Source organism: Micromonospora sp. C81 (assembly GCF_018070425.1).
In the GTDB taxonomy this organism is placed as follows: Bacteria; Actinomycetota; Actinomycetes; order Mycobacteriales; family Micromonosporaceae; genus Micromonospora; species Micromonospora zamorensis.
Genome location: NZ_JAGPXS010000021.1, coordinates 46,343 through 62,499, shown reverse-complemented (window position 1 = coordinate 62,499; position 16,157 = coordinate 46,343). Strand labels below are relative to the sequence as shown.

Genomic DNA, 16,157 nt, shown 5'->3' with positions numbered 1-16,157 from the left:
AGGGAGGGAGGAACCCGGCGTCAGAGGGAGCGTCGACAGGCCGCGCTGGCGACGCGCAGGAGGTCGATGTGACCTCGCTTCGTCAGGTGAACGCTTCGCACGAACCGATCTTGAAGCGGGGTCCATCCACTGTCAACAGGTTCCCCACAGGTTCGGGCCCTCGACCCGAAACCCTCCCGACAGATGGGAACTAATCGATCTTCGCGAGGTGGGCGGTGTCGTTGACCGTCCGGACGGCGACGCCGCCGTCGGGCCACATGTCGAGCACCGAGATGCCGGCCGCGTCCAGGAAGAGCCGGTGCAGGAACCCGTCGCCGGCAGCGAGCGCGTCGCGCAGCATCAGCTTGATCGGCGAGACGTGCGAGACGACCACCACGGTCTCCCCGGGGTACGCGGTGAGCAGCCCGGTGACGACGCGGTGCGCGCGTTCGGCGACGTGGGTGAACGACTCGCCGCCCGGCGGGGCGATCCGGGGTGAGGCGAGCCAGGCGTCCATCTCCCCCGGCCACCGCTCGCGGACCTCGGTGAAGGTGCGACCCTCCCACTGGCCGAAGTCGCACTCGATCAGGTCGTCCTCGGTGCGCACCGGCACGTCGCCGCCGAGCGCTTCGGCGATCGACGCCGCGGTGGCCGTACACCGGGACAGCGGTGAGCTGAGCACGGCCCCGACGGACGGGGCCAGCTCGGCCACCCGGGCGCCGGTGGCGCGGACCTGGGCGCGGCCCTTCTCGGAGAGCGGCACGTCGCCGCGGCCGGAGTAGCGCCGCTGCTCGGTGTACTCGGTCTCGCCGTGCCGGACCAGGATGAGCCGGGTGGCCGTGAAGCTCGGCCGGGGCTCCCAGGACGCCGGCGCTGTGGCCGGGTCACTGCCGGTCGCGGGCGTCGCCGGCGGCTGGCCCGTCTTCGGGGCCGACGGGGGCCGGCCGGCGGCGGCGTCCATGGCGGCGTTGGCGAGCGCGTCGGCGTGCCGGTTCTGCTCGCGGGGGATCCAGGCGAACCGGACCGCGGCGAAGCGGCCCACCAGCCCGGCCGCCTTGGCGGCGAGGGGCCGCAGGCCGGGGTGCTTGATCTGCCACCGGCCGCACATCTGCTCGACCACCAGCTTGGAGTCCATCCGGACGTCCACCTCGGCGGCGCCCAGCTCGGCGGCGGCGGTCAGCCCGGCGATCAGCCCCTGGTACTCGGCGACGTTGTTGGTCGCCGTGCCGAGCGACTCGGAGCGCTCGGCGAGCACCTCGCCGGTCTCCGCGTCACGCACCACCGCGCCGTAGCCGGCCGGGCCGGGATTGCCCCGGGACCCGCCGTCGGCCTCGACGCTGACCACCCGCGGTGCCACGCCCTACAGACCCGACTCGTTGGTGCGGACCATGATCCGCCGGCAGTCCTCGCAGCGGACCACGTCGTCCGGGGCGGCCTTGCGGATGCGGGCCAGGTCGGCGCCGGAGATATCCAACCGGCACCCGCCGCAGCGGCCCGCGGTGAGCAGGGCGGCACCCAGCCCGGTGTCCGCGCGGATCTTGTCGTAGAGGTTGACCAGGTCGCTCGGGAGGTCAGCGGCGAGTGGCTGACGGGCCCCGCGCTTGAACTCCTCCTCCTTCGCGATCTCGGCCATCGCCTCGTCGCGGCGCTGCTCGGTGGCGGCCCGCTTGTCGCGGGTGTCGGCCAGCCGCTGCTCCACGCCGTCCAGTACGCCCTGCGCGGTTTCCCGCTGCTCCATCAGCTCCAGCTCGGCGTCCTCCAGGTCACCCTGGCGCCGGTTCAGCGAGACCAGCTCGTGCTGGAGGGCCTCCAGCTCCCGGGCCGGGCCGGTGCCGGCGGCCAGCCGGTTCTCGTCCTTCTGCTTACGGACCCGGACCTGCTCGACGTCCTTCTCCAGCCGGGCGATGTCCCGGTCGAGGTCGTCGACCGCCACCTGGGCGCGGACCCGCTCGTCCTCCAGCGACGACAACTCCCGGGCCAGCGACTCCAGCTCGGCCCGCTCGGGCAGCGTCCGCCGGCGGTGGGCGAGCTGGGCGAGGTTGGTGTCGATCGCCTGGAGGTCGAGCAGGCGGCGCTGCACCTGAGGGTCAGCCTTCACGGTCGGGCTCCTTGTCGTCCACAACGGGTGCGGCGGCGTGCACGGTCCACGGATCGGTGTCCAGTTCGGACACCAGCGTCTCGACGCCCAGCGCCTCCCGGAGGAGGGCGGCCAGGTCGTCCAGCCACGGTCGTTCGGTCGCCCAGTGGGCGGCGTCGATCAGGGCGGGACCATCGGCGGCGAGGTGCTCGCCGGCCGGGTGGTGCCGCAGGTCGGCGGTGAGGAAGGCGTCCACCCCGGCGGCGGTCGCGGCGCCGAGGAAACTGTCCCCCGACCCGCCGCTGACGGCGAGGGTACGAACCATACGCCCGGGATCCCCCGCGGCGCGAACTCCCCAGGACGTGACGGGAAGCACGGCGGCGGCGTGCCGGGTCAGCTCGGCGAGGGTCATCGGGTGGGGCAGCTCGCCGATCCGTCCGAAGCCCCGGTCGTCGCCGTGGGCGGGCGAGCCGGGCGCGGGCCGCAGCAGCGGGCGCAGCCCGGTCAGCCCGAACCGGGCAGCGAGGGCGTCCGAGACGCCCGGGGAGGCGACGTCGGCGTTGGTGTGCGCCGCGTAGAGCGCCACCCCGGCCCGGATCAGCTGGTGGATGATCCGCCCCTTGAAGGTCGTCGGAGCGACCGACGAGACCCCGCGCAGCAGCAGGGGGTGATGCGCGACGATCATGTCGGCGTCGACGGCCAGCGCCTCGGCGACCGTCTCGGGCACCACGTCGACGACGCAGAGCACCCGGCGCACCCGGGCGGACGGCTCACCGAGCACCAGGCCCACCCGGTCCCACTCCTCGGCCCAGACCGGCGGAAAGCGCCGTTCCAGCTCGGCCACGACGTCGGTCACCGTCGGCGCGGATCCGCTTGTGCTCACGGCGGCCCAGCTTACCGGCGCGGGGACCGGGGGGCGGCGACGCCCGGCCCGGCCGCGCCGAGTGGGAGCCCTGCCGGGAACGCTAGGCGGCGGTCACCGAGACGGCGCGCAGCGCGGCCAGCGGCTTCGCCCACGGGAAGGCGGGCAGGTGCTGCTCCCCCGTCCCCGGCGGGTGCAGGGCGATCACGTGATCACCGAAGAGCACCGTGACACCCCACTCGGCCAGCCGGGCCACCCCGGCCCGAAACGCCGGGTGGGCGGCCATCGCCGCATTGGTGTAGGGCACCGCCACGATGGGGACGCCCTTGCCCTGCGCCTCGATCAGCAGCCCGAGTGCGAGGGTGTCGGTGATCCCGGCCGCCCACTTGTTGACCGTGTTGACGGTGGCCGGGCAGACGATCATGGCGTCGGCGGGCGGCAGCACGTCCGGGTCACCGGGATTCTTGTAGTGCGTCCGCACCGGGTGGCCGGTCTGCCGAACCAGTGCCGACTGGTCGACGAACTTCGCGCCGTCCGGCGTGGTGACCACGCAGACGTCCCAACCATCCTGCTGGGCAAGGTCGACCAGACGGCCGACGTGCCGTGCCAACGGCGAACCGCAGGCGATGACATAGAGCACCTCGCGGTGCCCGCTGGTGCACGGTGGGCCGGCCATCAAGCCGGCTCCGCGCTCATACCCCTACTCCCATGTGCTCAGCCAACTCCGCTACCGGAGAAGGCGGCGCACCACGTGTGCGACGCAGGATGTCCGACATCACCTCGTGCGCGATCGGACGGCAACGGATCTCGGACGGAGCGAGTCGATCACCGAGCAGCAGCATCTCGCCGGCGTTCGCCACGTCGCCGATCTGGGCGTACCCGCGGGCGATGTCGAGCAGGTGGTGGGCGCGACGCTCGGGCAGCAGCGCGTTGAAGGAGGGCTCGGCGATGCGCAGCTGGTGCACCTCCACGGCCCGACCGCCGTCGCCCAGCTCCACAGCGGCGGCGGCCCGGTGCAGCTCGACATTCGTCGGGCCGAACGACGTCCAGTAGTGGTTGTGGTCGCCGCCGAGCAGGATGGCGGCCTCCTGCGCGCAGTTGATCAGGTCGTCGACGCTGGCCGTGTCACCGATGCGGGAGGCGGCCATCGCACCCTGGAGCAGCAGCATCCCGTAGACGGACAGCCGGGCCGGGGAGACCTCGTTGCTGCCGCCCGGTGCCAGCCGGTTGGCGATCTGGACGTTCAACTCCAGCGCGGGACGAGCCCGGCCCATCGCGACCAGGGCGGCGCACACCCGGGTGGTGGCGATCCCGGCCAGCAGCGGGTCGTTGGCCCGCTGGGCCACCGCCATCGACCGGTCGGCGGCCAGCCAGGCCAGCTCGCACTCGCCGAGCTTGCGCAGCACCGACGAGGCGATCTGGTAGACCTGCCCGAGCAGGTGGGCCGCCTCGGGGGCCCGCTCACCGCCGTACGCGGCGTCGGCCGCCTGTGCGTCGCGCAGCAGCTTGGGCAGCGCCCGGGTGAGCATCCCGTAGCGGCCGTACTGGTAGGTGAGCCACGCGTGGTTGACGGCCTTGCGCATGTCGTCCAGCGGCGGCGGGGAGGGCGCCGCGTCGAAGTACGCGCTCATCGAGTCGTAGCGTTCCAGCGCCGCCCGGATCTCCTGCACCTCGATCTGGTCGATGCAGTTCAGCGCGTCGGTGCGGCGCTCCGGGTCCTTGCCCATGAGCAGTTGGACGTCCACCTGGAGGATGTCGGCGATCTCGTACAGGACGGAGAACTTGTCCAGTCGACGGACGCCGCGTTCGACCTTGTCCACCCAGCTCTTCGACTTGCCGAGCCGGTCGGCGAAGACCTGCTGCGACATCTTGCGTCGCCCCCGCCAGTAGGCCACTCGCCGTCCTATGGGTAGCTCGTCCATCTGCCCATCCTCCCCTGCCGCCCAGGACCCATTGAGTCGAGGCGATGTCCGCGGGTGCGGCGACCGTCGTTCACTTTCAGGTTTTCGCTGGTCGCACACGATGTACGTCAGCCGTACAGCCAGTCCTCGTACTTTTCGTGCAAGTTGCACGAGCCGTTCGTCAACCTCAACGATCGTGGGTTACGGCAGTGACGGTGCTCGACATGCGACCTGGCGACCGCCGGGCCAGAAGAGGGGAGATGGCACACATGTGGGGAAATGTCGCACCGCGCGTGGCCGAACTGTCGCCGCTGGAACGGGTCCGGCTGCGCCGGGTCGCCATGCGGTACGCCGCACACGGCTGGGAGGTGACCCCGGGTGCCTGCCTGGCCCGCAGTCGCTTCGTCTGCGGCCGGGCCGGCTGTCCCACAGTGGGCTGCCACCCCGCGCTGGAGAACTGGGAACTGGCTGCCAGCGCCGACCCGGCCCGGGTGGCGACCTGGTGGCGCAGCCGCCCGCACGGGGTGCTGCTGCCCACCGGCCGGGCCTTCGACGTGCTGGAGGTGCCCGCCCACCTCGGCCGGCACGTGCTCGACGCGGTGCAGATCCACCCCGCCGGCACCGGCGTACGCGGGCCGGTGCTGGTCACTCCCACCGGGCGGTGGATGTTCCTGGTCCGCCCCGGCGACCCGCTCCGACCGGAGCTGGAGCACTGCTTCCACGTGGTCCGGCACGGCCCCGGCTCGTGGATCCCCGCGCCGCCGACCCGGCTGCCCGAGGGCACTGTGCGCTGGGCGGTCGCCCCCGAGCAGGCCCGCTGGCAACTCCCGGACTCGTACCTCGTGCAGAACACGTTGATCGGGGCGCTGCGTGCCACCGGGGTGACGCTCACCCCCGACCTGCTCCCCGGTCACCTGCCCCTGCCCCGACGAGGCATGTGAAAACAGGCCCGGTCGACGATTCCATCCGGTGCCCGACAGCGTCGCCGGAGCGCCGGTCCTCGTTGACAGGGGGACGGCGCGAACGCGCGCCACGAACGGGGGAACGATGTCCACGGACGACAGAGCCTCTCATCCCGGCGGCACCGAGCCGCCCCGGCGCAACCACCCACGCCACCGCTGGGCCGGCACCCGACCGTCCGGATCGCGCCCCGGCCGCCCACGCCCCACCGGGTCCCGCCCGGCCGGCACCCACCGCCCGGTCCGCTAGGGCCCACGTCTAGTCGGTCAGCGGGATGGCGGCGGAGTAGTACTGGCGGCCGTCGTCGGTGACGACGGCGTGGGTGTGGTCGTCGTCCAGACGGTCCAGCCAGCCCAGACCGGTGGTCCCCATGGCCAGGGCGGCGGTGGCGTACGCGTCGGCCACCCCCAGGTCGGTGCCGACCACGGTCACCGAGCGCAACCCGCTGGCCGGCGCGCCCCGGCGCGGGTCCAGCACGTGCCGGCCCCTCTCGTAGACGCCGGACGTCGCCACGGCCAGGTCGGTCCCGGTGAGCACCAGGCAGGTCGACATCGCGTCCCACGGGTGCCGGATGCCGATCCGCCAGGGCTCCCCCGACGGCGAGAGACCCCGTACGCGCACGTCACCGCCGGCGTTCACGCAGTGGTTCGCGGCACCGGCGGCGAGCAGGCGATCCGAGGCGACCTGGGCCGCCCAACCCTTGACGAAGCCGGACGGGTCGAGCCGCCCGGTGGCGTACGCGTCGAAGAACCCGTCGGTGGCGCCCCACAGGTCGGCGCAGGCCTCCAGCACGAACCGCAGATCCGCGGACGCCTCGGAGAGCAGCACCTCACCCCGGTCGAAGCGGCACACCTCGCTGTCCGGCTTGTAGGTGCTGAACCGGGCGTCCACCTCACGCATCCAGGCGAAGACCTCGTCCGCAAGCTCGCGCAGTGCCGCCGGTGGCAGGTCGTCGGCGAGATCCAGGGTGATCGCCGTACCCATGATCTGTTCGACCCGGCACAGCCCGGGTCGGGTCAGCGCGGCCGGCACGTCAGAATGCCTGCTCGATAGCGGACCGCAGGGACTGCTTGTAGGCGTTGCTGGTCTCGGTGGCGCCGGAGACGGTGTTGAGGTTGGCGCTCTGCTTCTGCACCACCTCGCCGCCGGTGCCGTCGTAGCGGTTGCTGACGTCGCCGCTGTGGATGTCGGACTCACCCCCGGTGGGCAGCGACAGTGCGACGGCCTCGACGATCCGGTTACCGGAGACCACGATCTGCACCTGCACGTACCCGTAGTTCTCGCTGCCGTCCTTCGCGTCGAAGCCGGCGCCGGTGACCCGGCGGGTGGTCGACTGGGGCGCCTTGGTGGTCCGCGGGGCGCTGGGGGCCTTCGTCGTCTTGGTGGCAGACGGGCGGGCGGTGGTCTTGCCGGGTTTGGGCGACGTCGACGGCCCCGCGCTGGCTGATGACGTCGGCGCTACGCCCGCCGGGTCGTCACCCGGTGCGTCCGGGGCGGCGCTGGGATCGGTGCCCGGCCCGGCGGGGTTGACCGGCTGGGCGGTCGGCAGGTTCTGGGCGACCGGGGTGGCGCTCGTCGAGCCCTTGAACACCACCAGCGCGGTGGTGCTGGCGGCCAGACCGGTGATCGCGAGGAACGCGCGACGCATGGGATGCCTCTCCTACAACTCGAACGTGGCCAGGTGGATCTGCCGTCGGGGCACGCCGGCTCGGCGCAGCGCGCGCACCGACTGTTCCACCAGCCCGGGTGGCCCGCACAGGTAGACGTCGCGCCGGGCCACGTCGGGCACCAGCTGACGCAACCCGTCCGGGCTCATCAACTGACGGGGGCCGGGGTCGTCGCGGGAGCCGATGACGTACCAGACGGAGGTGTCGCGCTCCTGGGCCAGCCAGTCCAGCTCACGGCTGAGCAGCACGTCGGCCGGGGTACTCGCGCGGTAGATCAGGGCCGCACCCGGAGGCAGCTCCTCCAGCATCGCCCGGATGGGGGTGATGCCGCTGCCGCCGGCGATCAGCAGGGCCCGTTCGCGGACCCGGTGCGCGGCGGTGAAGGTGCCCGAGGGGCCTTCGGCCCAGACCCGGGTGCCCGGCTCCAGGTCGCGCAGGTCGGCTGTGTGGGTGCCGACCACCTTGACGGTGATCCGCAGCCAGCGGCCGTTGGTGGCGGCCGAGACGGAGAACGGGTGCGACTGCCACCAGCAGCCCCGGGTGAGGAACCGCCACCGGAAATGCTGGCCGCCGAGCATCGCCAGCCGGCCGAGCCGCTCCCCGGTGAGGTAGACGGAAATGGTGTCCGGGCTCTCGGCGACCACGTCGGCGACCCGCAGCTTGTAGCGCAGGTTGAACGCCAGCGGCGCGATCACGCGACCCCAGAGCAGGGCGGCGACCACCAGCAGGTAGAGCGCGATCCAGCCGGTGCGCACCGGGCCGGGCCGGTACAGCTGCGCGCCGTGGGTGAACTGGTGGCCGAAGCCGAGCAGCAGCACCAGATAGCTGGACAGGTGCAGCAGGTGCCACATCTCGTAGGGCAACGCCCGCCGGATCGCCCGGATGCTGCTGAACCCGACCAGCATCATGATGCCGGCGGCGACGAACGCCGAGACCATGTCCTCGTACTCGCCGAGCAACGTGCCGACCTCGGCGAAGACCGACTGCTTACGCAGGTCGGCGTAGCCGACGAGGATCAGCGACACGTGCGCCAGCACGGTGACCAGCAGGGTGGCACCGATGTCCCGGTGCCAGCGGGCCGTCTGCTCGCCGCCGATCCACCGTTCCAGCACCGGCAGTCGGCTCATCATCAGCACCTGCACCAGCAGCAGGTAGCCGGCGATCAGACCCGAGATCCGGCCCGCCGCCGTGACGGTCGCCGCAGTGGTCTTCAACGAGCCGGCGGACGTGCCCAGCCACCACGGCAGCACGCTGGCGACCAGGCCGACCAGGAGCAGCACGCCCAGCAGCCGCCGGCCGCCGGGTCCGCGCCGGTCCGGGATCTGCGGGGGTACGGGCGCAGCCGACCGGCCGCCGTGCCGGGACGAGGTCCCGGTACGACGGCCGGCGGCGTGGGTGTGCGGGTACGTCACGCGTACAGCTTCATCGGGGCGTACTTCTGGCGGGGGAAGACCTTCTCGACCTCCGCGTTCGTGAGCCCGAACCGGCCCTGAGCCACAGCGCCGTAGACGTTGAACATGTTGTTGTACTCCGGCACGTCACCGGAATCCAGCTTGTCGAGGCCGTTCCAGGTGCCGAGCAGCGAGCCGGCCAGCTTCTTGCCGGACAGCACTGTGACAACCCCGCCGTGCCCGTGGTCGGTGCCGCCGGTGTTGGAGCCGACCCGACGGCCGAACTCGCTGGACACCATGATCGTCACGTCGGCGGCCTGCGGGCCGAGGTCGGTGAAGAACGCGGCCATGGCACTGGCCAGGTCGTTCAACCGGCGGTGCAGTTGGCCGCCCGCACTGGTGCCCTGGTTCTCGTGGGTGTCGTAGCCACCCATGCCGACGGTGGCGACCCGGACGTTGGCGCCGCCCTTGATCAGCTGGGCGAGCTGCTTGAACGCGTTGCCGACGCCCTCGTACGTGACGCCCTCGACGGGCTGGTACGGCTTGGCGGCGAGCTTCTGGGCGGTGGCCAGCGCGCCCATGCCCTCCTGCACGGCTTCCTCGACCGGGTGGTTGATCCCGGTGAACAGCCCCTTGATGGCCTTCTCGGTGGCGGCCCGGAACCGCTCGTCACCGTTGAGCCGCAACGATCCGATGCTGTTCAGCGAGATCGCGCCGTTGTTGCCGACCAGCGAGCGGGGCAGGGTGCTGCCGATGCCGACGCTGCGGAACGCGGTGCCCTTGCCCAGGTTGTCGACCAGACCGTCCAGCCAACCGCGACCGCCGGTCTCGTTGGGCAGCCCGCCCAGGTTGCAGGCGTCCGCGGCCTGGAAGTGGCTGCGCGACAGCCGCTCGTCCGAGACCGCCGGGATGAAGCCCAACTGGCCGGCGCCGAGCCACTTCTCCAACGGCTTGAACGCGCTGGTCAGCTTGAAGCCGCGGCCCAGGGCCAGCGAATCGTTGCCGAGCAGCAGGTCGGGGCGGGCCTTGGCGAGCACCGGGTCGTTGTCCGGTGCGATCAGGCTCAGCCCGTCCAGCCCGCCGTAGAGGAAGACGTGGATCAGGGTGCCCGTCTTGGTCGCCGCGAACGACGCCGATGTGGTGACGAACTGGGCGGTGGCCAGGGCGGTGGCGGTGGCTGCGGCACCGGCGACGAAGGTACGCCGGGTGACGCCACGACCGTCCTGCTGGGCCTCCTCCAGGTTCTCCAGGGTGCGGTAGCGGTCGAGCTCCGCGGCGTTCTCGGCGGCGACGATGTCCGCCTCCGCGCGCAGCAACGCCTCGGCCGGGTTGTCGGCCAGCCGGCGCACGTCGGGGCATTCGGGGTGCAGGGGGAAAGAGTTGTACACAGTCTTCTCCATCGGGTGCCTCACCGGAGGTGGTGCTGGGGGGAAGCGAGGATCGCCCGCGCGACGGCGGTGATGGCCCCGTTGAACGTGGCGTCGACCTTGGCGGTCGCCGGCACGCCGGCCACGCCGAGGATCAGATTCTTTTCCCGCGTGCTCAGCTTCTGACCCACCAGCCGCTGGGAGAGCGCGTCCACGTACGCCCCGGCGGTGGCCGGCGGCTTGGCGACCAGCTTCTCCGGCGCCGTGTACGTGAAGGTGGTGCGGTAGCCGGCGAGGACCTCGCCCGCCTCGTTCCAGCCGTTGACCATGGTGCCGGCCGACGTCCAGGCGACGTAGACGTCCGGGTAGCCGTCCGGGGTGGGATGACCCATTGGGTAGTGGCCCAGCTCGCGCAGCTTGTCGTGGATCTGCCGCAGGCCGCGGGCGTACGGGGTGCGCTTGCTGTCACCGTTGTTGTGCTTCGGCGACGCGTCCGGCGAGACACCCAGGGTGCGGTACGTGGCGACCAGGTACTCCATCGGCCGGCGCACCTTCTGGCCCACGCCGGCCCAGAACTCGGAGGAGCAGAACATCGCCATCAGCACGGGCTTGATCAGGCCGTTGTTGGTGATGTAGATCTTGGCCAGCCGGTCCACCAGGGACTTCGGCGGGGTGTCCGAGACGAAGCGGGTCGCCAGGCTCTGCGCGACGTACTTCGCGGTCGACGGGTGCAGCGCGATGTACGTGATGTACGCATCGATCGCCGCGTCGGCCTTCTTCGGGTCCGTCGAGTTGTTCGCGTGGGTGAAGCCGAGGATCTTCACCTTGCCGACGTAGTGCTGCTCGGGCTTGAAGACGTACTTGCCGTCCTTGTCGATGCCGCGGCCGGTCTGGAGCATGGCCGCCTGGCGCACGTCCGGCTCCTTGTAGCCGCCGTCGACGCCCACCGAGTAGAGCTCGAGGTTCTCCCGGGCGAGGTTCTCGTTGATCGCGTCCTTGCGGGAGTCCTTCTGGTTCAGGTAGATCAGCAGCGCGGGGTGCTTGTTCGCGGCGACCAGCATCTCCGGGTAGCTGCCCAGCGCGTGCTTGCGCACCACGTCCTGGTCGAACGAGTTGCGGTACACCTCGCCACCGTCGAAGTCGGCGGCGACGTGCAGGAAGTCGTTCCAGAAGTCGACCATCACCTCGAACAGTTGGCGCTTCGACCAGATCTGCCGGGCGATGGTGGCGTCGATCATCTCCCGTTCCGGCTGGGCGCCCTGCTCGTTGAGCTGGTCCCGCTGGGCGCGCAACTGCTGCACGTTGAGCTTCTGGGTCGGCAGCTCGGCGAGCTTCAGCTCGGCCTTGCTCGGCGCGATCTTCTCCGGGTCCATCTGGGCGCGGATCCAGGCGTCGATGCCCTGGTTCTTGATGTCGGCGATCACCGCGGGCGTCGGCCCGAAGGTGGTCCGCCGGGCCAGGTGCAGGATCGGATCCTTGGCCAGCACCGTCTTCACTGTCACCTGGGTCGCCGCGGCGGCGGCGGCCGGCCCGGAGAAGCTCCGTCCACCGGCCGGCGCGTTCTTCTTCAGCGCCTCGCCGGCCCGGGAGCCCATGTAGCTTTCGTTCTGCTCGGTGTAGGTACGCACCGTGCTGGGCTGCTGGCCACTGGGCCGCGCCGCGGTGCCGTCGGTCACCGTGCTGCCGGTGGCGTCACCGGCCGCCGCCTCGTCACCGAAGAGGCCGCGGATCTGCGGGGTCATGGCGAGCGCCGCACCACCGGCGACGACGGCGGCGGTGCCGCCGAGAGCCACCATGGCCTTGCGCCGGCCGACCTTGCGGCCCGGCTCGTCGTCATCGTCCAGGGTGGGCAGTCCGCTGCCGGCCGGGGCCGGGCGTCCGAGCCCTTCCGGGCCGACCCACTGCGGCCCGCGCGGGGCGGGGGCGGGGTGCCCGGCGGGCGGGTAAGCCTCGCCGTACTGCTCGCGCGGGTCGGCCTGCGCCGGGTAGCCGCCCTGGTAGGGGTGGGGCGAGTCGTACCCGTAGGGCGCGGGCGTGTTGGGGTCGCCGTAACCGTCCGCGTTGTGGTGCTGGCGTCCGTCCCAACCGCGGTCGTCCCGCGGTCGACGTGGTGGCACATTCTGGTCGGCCATGTACCAATCCCGATTTCTGATGAGCGCCGGAAGCTGCGACCGGACAGGTGCGGCAGGTGCGGCGACTGTTGCCTGAGGGGGTTGCTACGGCAAGGTAACCAAGGCCCCATGGGCCTTCAAGGTGGGTCGAACACCATCGTGAGGGCACTTAAGACAGCGCTCAGTACGACGTCGGCGACCAATGTCTGACCGGGCACCGGCGCGGACCTCCCCAGCAGGGCGTACGCGCGGCAGCCGGGCACGGAACGGACCACACGGCAGTACGCGACACTTTCCGCGCCGTTCACCACCACAGACAAACTTAAGGTTCAGATAAGCCGGACATGAGGTGCCCTCACGTGGAGGAAAAGTAGCAGCGGCGGTCGAGCGTGAGCCGCCACCGCAGCGGGTATGCCGCCGAACCGCTGAACGCGTGAGGGGAAGGCAGCGCCATGCTCAGCAAAGAGGATCAGCGCAGGTTCGACCAGATCACCCGTCAGCTCCGGGAGAGTGACCCGGCCTTCTTCGCCCGGCTGGACCACCGGGTCCGGGCCCGCAGGGGCCGCTATCTGATGTTGTTGACCATCGTGCTGTGGGCGTCGCTGCCGGCGATCGCCGTGTTCGCCGGTCGGATGACCGGTGCGATCTGCGCGGTGGTGCTCGTGGTCAACGCCGCGATCATGTGGCGGTTCCGCCGCCGCTGGACGTGACGGCTCACCGCTCGCCCGGGCCGAACGCCCGGTACGCGCGGCGCAGCCGTTCGAGCAGTCCCGGCCCGCCGATGGCCGGGGCTGGCGCCCCGAGCTGGCGTAGCAGCAGGTCGGGACCGGTCGCCAGTCGCGGCGGACGATCGGGCAACGGCACCGGCGGCAGCCAGAACCGGTCTGCCGCCTCCGGTAGCGGCGTCGTCGACAGCCCGGCGAGCGCGCGTGCCGCACCGACCGGGGCCGCGACGTCCACTGTCGACTGGTCGGTGTCCGGTTCGGACACCGCGAGGACCGGCTGGGGCTGTGGGACGGCGCCGGTGGCCCGCACCCGACGGGCGCGCAGCTCGGCGAGCAGCTCGGCGCGGGACCGTCCGCGCCAGTGCAGCAGCTCGAACGGGTCCGCGTCGAAGGCCTCGGCCAGCAGGTAGAACGTCGCCGCGAGGTGCTTGCACGGCACCGCGAAGTCGGGGCAGTTGCACCGCTGGGTCAGCTCGTCCACGGCGGCCGGGAAGAGCGGCGCGCCGGCGGCGACGAACAGCTCCTCCAGCTCGTCGGGGAGGTCCCCGGCGAGCAGCCGGGCGCTGAAGAACGCCTGCCCGGCCAACTCCTCCTCGATGTGGGACCAGAGCGCCGGCGGGAACGGCCGCAGCGCGATGGACACCTGGTACGGCTGCGGCCGGGAGCCCTGCACCACCGCGCTGACCAGCCCGGGTGTGATGTCGAGTGAGAGCACCTGACCGGCCCGCGCGTACGACCGGCCGCGGGTCAACCGGGTGCCGAGCGCGAACGACTCCAGCACCTCCAGGAAACGTCGGGACCACCAGGACCGGCCGATCGCGCCCCGGGCGCTGCGCGCCCGCAGACCCCCGTCGACCTTGCGAGGGCGGCCGTAGTCGGCGAACCTGTCGGTGCTCACGCCAGAGCTTCCCTCGCTCACTACTCCACCACCGCCCCGGCCTCCAGGGCGAACAGCTCGCGCAACTGGCCGGTGGACAGCTCGGTGATCCACTGCTCGCCGGTGCCCACCACCCGCTGAGCGAGGGCACGCTTGTCGGCGATCATCGCGGCGACCTTCTCCTCCACAGTGCCGGCGCAGACGAACTTGCGGACCTGCACCCGTCGGCGCTGCCCGATCCGGAACGCCCGGTCGGTGGCCTGGTCCTCCACCGCCGGGTTCCACCACCGGTCCACGTGCACCACGTGGTTGGCGGCGGTCAGGGTGAGCCCGGTGCCGCCGGCCTTGAGGGAGAGGACGAACAGCGGTGGGCCGTCCGCCGACTGGAAGCGCTGCACCATGGCGTCCCGCTCCGCCTTACCGAGGCCGCCGTGCAGGAACAGCACCTCCCGGCCGAAGCGCGCCGACAGGTGACCGCGCAGCATCGCCCCGAACTCGGCGTACTGCGTGAACAGCAACGCCCGCTCCCCCGCCGCCAGCACCTCCTCCACGATCTCGGTCAGCCGGGAAAGCTTGCCGGAGCGGCCCTCCAGCGCCGAACCGTCGCGGAGCAACTGCGCCGGGTGGTTGCAGACCTGCTTGAGCCGGGTCATGGTGGCCAGCACCAGGCCACGTCGCTCGATGCCGTCGCTGGTCTCGATCCGGGTGAGCATGTCGTCGACCACCACCCGGTACAGGGCTGCCTGCTCGGCGGTGAGGTTGCAGAGAACCTCCATCTCCAGCTTCTCCGGCAGGTCCGAGATGATCGACGAGTCGGTCTTGAGTCGGCGCAACACGAACGGGCCGGTGATCCGGCGCAGCCGCTCGGCGGCCTCGGCGTCGCCGTGCCGCTCGATCGGCTCGGCGAAGCGCTTGCGGAACGTCGCCGCCGGCCCGAGCAGACCCGGGTTGGCGAACTGCATGATCGACCACAGGTCGGCGAGCCGGTTCTCCACCGGCGTACCGGTCACCGCCACCCGCTGCCGGGCGGGGAGCGCGCGGACCGCCTCGGCCTGCCTGGTCGACGCGTTCTTGATGGCCTGTGCCTCGTCCACCACCACCCGGTGCCAGTCGATGCCGGCCAGGTCGACGGCGTCGCGGGCCGCCACCGAGTAGGTGGTGAGAACCAGGTCCGCGCCGTGCGCTGCCGCGGTGAACTCCGCCCCCCGCGCCCGCTCCGCCCCATGGTGTACGTGCACACGCAGCGTCGGCGTGAACCGTGCCGCCTCCCGCTGCCAGTTGCCGACCAGCGACATCGGACAGACCAGCAGGGTCGGGCCGGCCTCCGGTGGGTCCCCGGCGAGCAGCGCGAGCAGTTGGACGGTCTTGCCCAGCCCCATGTCGTCGGCGAGCACACCACCCAGCCCGAGCGAGCGCAGGAAGGCCAGCCACGCCAACCCACGCTGCTGGTACGGCCGCAGCGTTCCCACGAAGCTCGGCGGCGGATCCAACGGGGTGAGCCGGCGCTCGACCGCACCGGCGAGCAGGTCGCCGAGCGCCCCGTCGGCGCTCACCTCCAGCACCGGTAGCGCCCCGGTGGCCTCGCCGTCGGCCAGCCCCAGGCGGAGCAGGTCGGCGACGGTCAACTCACCCGCGGAACGGAGCAGGCGCAGACCGGCGGCGAGCCGCCCCGGGTCCAGCTCCACCCACCGGCCGCGCAGCCGCACCAGCGGGGTCTTCAACTCGGCCAGCGTCGCCAACTCGTCGGCGGACAGCGGATGGTCACCGAGGGCGACCTCCCAGCGGTAGTCGACCAGGGCGTCCAGACCGACGCCCGCTTCGGTGCCACCAACCGTGCCGGGCGCGGTGCGACTGCGGGCACGCAACCGGGCGCCGAGCCGCGCCGACGGGCGCTGCCACCAGGACGGCAGCAGCACCCCGAAACCGGCCGCGTGCAGCACCGGAGCGCCCTCGCTGAGGAACCGGTGCGCCCCCTCGACGTCGAGGTCCATCGCCTCCGGGGCGGCGGTCCGCAGCGCGGCGTCCAGATCCGGCCAGAGCCGGCTGGCCCGGCCCAGCTCGGCGAGCAGCGTCTCCTGCGGGCTGGTCGTCCGACCGGCCAGCCCGCCGAGCGTGTGCGGCGCCCGCCAGACCTGCCCGGCGTCGACGTGCAGGCCGGGTTCGTCGGCGGCCTGCAACCCGAACTCCAACCGCCAGCGCCCACCGCCGGTCGGCTCGACCGACGCCGGGACGACGTCGGT

General features: G+C 72.0%; 14 protein-coding genes and 1 pseudogene. 2 read left to right on the top strand and 13 right to left on the bottom strand.

Annotation, left to right across the window (positions count from 1 at the left end; genetic code table 11):
• Positions 1-20: 20 nt before the first annotated feature.
• The 6 genes from KBX46_RS33345 to KBX46_RS27250 all read right to left on the bottom strand — a co-directional run bounded on the left by KBX46_RS33345 (position 21) and on the right by KBX46_RS27250 (position 4,840).
• The gene (locus KBX46_RS33345) at positions 21-101 is read right to left on the bottom strand and encodes a putative leader peptide (protein ID WP_355149468.1); all 81 of its coding nucleotides are present in this window, start codon (positions 99-101) and stop codon (positions 21-23) included.
• Positions 102-190: 89 nt separating this feature from the next.
• A complete protein-coding gene (locus tag KBX46_RS27270) occupies positions 191-1,336 on the bottom strand; it encodes a bifunctional RNase H/acid phosphatase (RefSeq protein ID WP_141910643.1) in 1,146 nt (381 codons plus the stop codon).
• Between the two features lie 3 nt (positions 1,337-1,339).
• Complete coding sequence (locus tag KBX46_RS27265; RefSeq protein WP_088949533.1) at positions 1,340-2,077, bottom strand: zinc ribbon domain-containing protein; 738 nt, start codon at positions 2,075-2,077, stop codon at positions 1,340-1,342.
• Positions 2,067-2,939 carry a Nif3-like dinuclear metal center hexameric protein gene (locus KBX46_RS27260; protein ID WP_210794722.1) on the bottom strand — a complete coding sequence of 291 codons (873 nt, stop codon included), beginning with the start codon at positions 2,937-2,939 and terminating at the stop codon, positions 2,067-2,069. Before KBX46_RS27260 ends, KBX46_RS27265 begins: the two co-directional genes overlap by 11 nt.
• Positions 2,940-3,021: 82 nt before the next feature.
• Positions 3,022-3,594: a flavoprotein gene (locus KBX46_RS27255; protein ID WP_210794720.1), complete on the bottom strand. Its 573-nt coding sequence runs from the start codon at positions 3,592-3,594 to the stop codon at positions 3,022-3,024.
• A 16-nt stretch (positions 3,595-3,610) separates the two neighbouring features.
• The gene (locus KBX46_RS27250) at positions 3,611-4,840 is read right to left on the bottom strand and encodes a helix-turn-helix domain-containing protein (protein ID WP_088949536.1); all 1,230 of its coding nucleotides are present in this window, start codon (positions 4,838-4,840) and stop codon (positions 3,611-3,613) included.
• Between the two features lie 248 nt (positions 4,841-5,088).
• Here KBX46_RS27250 and KBX46_RS27245 point away from each other — a divergent pair, with 248 nt between their 5' ends.
• Positions 5,089-5,760 (top strand): bifunctional DNA primase/polymerase, encoded by a 672-nt coding sequence (locus KBX46_RS27245; protein ID WP_088949537.1) that lies wholly within the window; start codon positions 5,089-5,091, stop codon positions 5,758-5,760.
• Positions 5,761-6,037: 277 nt separating this feature from the next.
• On the opposite strand, the gene KBX46_RS27240 is transcribed toward KBX46_RS27245, so the two are convergent.
• The 5 genes from KBX46_RS27240 to KBX46_RS27220 are packed head-to-tail and all read right to left on the bottom strand — an operon-like array spanning position 6,038 to position 12,336.
• Entirely contained in the window at positions 6,038-6,763 is a 726-nt protein-coding gene (locus tag KBX46_RS27240) for an FAD:protein FMN transferase (RefSeq protein ID WP_210794789.1), read from the bottom strand.
• A gap of 49 nt (positions 6,764-6,812) precedes the next feature.
• Complete coding sequence (locus KBX46_RS27235) at positions 6,813-7,427, bottom strand: FMN-binding protein (protein WP_210794719.1); 615 nt, start codon at positions 7,425-7,427, stop codon at positions 6,813-6,815.
• Positions 7,428-7,439: 12 nt separating this feature from the next.
• Positions 7,440-8,858, bottom strand: a complete 1,419-nt coding sequence (locus KBX46_RS27230; protein WP_210794717.1) for a ferric reductase-like transmembrane domain-containing protein — start codon at positions 8,856-8,858, stop codon at positions 7,440-7,442.
• Entirely contained in the window at positions 8,855-10,237 is a 1,383-nt protein-coding gene (locus KBX46_RS27225; protein WP_088949540.1) for a DUF1501 domain-containing protein, read from the bottom strand. The genes KBX46_RS27230 and KBX46_RS27225 overlap by 4 nt, the downstream gene beginning before the upstream one ends.
• Before the next feature lie 8 nt (positions 10,238-10,245).
• Positions 10,246-12,336: a DUF1800 domain-containing protein gene (locus tag KBX46_RS27220; RefSeq protein ID WP_210794716.1), complete on the bottom strand. Its 2,091-nt coding sequence runs from the start codon at positions 12,334-12,336 to the stop codon at positions 10,246-10,248.
• 431 nt (positions 12,337-12,767) lie between these two features.
• Between KBX46_RS27220 and KBX46_RS27215 the strand changes: the two genes are divergently transcribed.
• Positions 12,768-13,025, top strand: coding sequence for a DUF3040 domain-containing protein (locus KBX46_RS27215; RefSeq protein WP_088949542.1), 258 nt, complete (start codon positions 12,768-12,770; stop codon positions 13,023-13,025).
• Positions 13,026-13,029: 4 nt separating this feature from the next.
• Here KBX46_RS27215 and KBX46_RS27210 read toward each other — a convergent pair whose 3' ends face one another.
• Positions 13,030-13,938 carry an SWIM zinc finger family protein gene (locus tag KBX46_RS27210; protein WP_210794715.1) on the bottom strand — a complete coding sequence of 303 codons (909 nt, stop codon included), beginning with the start codon at positions 13,936-13,938 and terminating at the stop codon, positions 13,030-13,032.
• A 20-nt stretch (positions 13,939-13,958) separates the two neighbouring features.
• Positions 13,959-16,124 (bottom strand): annotated as a pseudogene (locus KBX46_RS27205) (DEAD/DEAH box helicase); the annotation flags it as partial.
• Positions 16,125-16,157 lie beyond the last annotated feature (33 nt).

Coding starts and splice junctions, on each gene's coding strand:
- KBX46_RS27240 (WP_210794789.1), bottom strand. CDS start 6,763: ATGGGTACGGCGATCACCCTGGATCTCGCCGACGACCTGCCACCGGCG.
- KBX46_RS27215 (WP_088949542.1), top strand. CDS start 12,768: ATGCTCAGCAAAGAGGATCAGCGCAGGTTCGACCAGATCACCCGTCAG.
- KBX46_RS27245 (WP_088949537.1), top strand. CDS start 5,089: ATGTGGGGAAATGTCGCACCGCGCGTGGCCGAACTGTCGCCGCTGGAA.
- KBX46_RS27255 (WP_210794720.1), bottom strand. CDS start 3,594: ATGGCCGGCCCACCGTGCACCAGCGGGCACCGCGAGGTGCTCTATGTC.
- KBX46_RS27225 (WP_088949540.1), bottom strand. CDS start 10,237: ATGGAGAAGACTGTGTACAACTCTTTCCCCCTGCACCCCGAATGCCCC.
- KBX46_RS27235 (WP_210794719.1), bottom strand. CDS start 7,427: ATGCGTCGCGCGTTCCTCGCGATCACCGGTCTGGCCGCCAGCACCACC.
- KBX46_RS27220 (WP_210794716.1), bottom strand. CDS start 12,336: ATGGCCGACCAGAATGTGCCACCACGTCGACCGCGGGACGACCGCGGT.
- KBX46_RS27250 (WP_088949536.1), bottom strand. CDS start 4,840: ATGGACGAGCTACCCATAGGACGGCGAGTGGCCTACTGGCGGGGGCGA.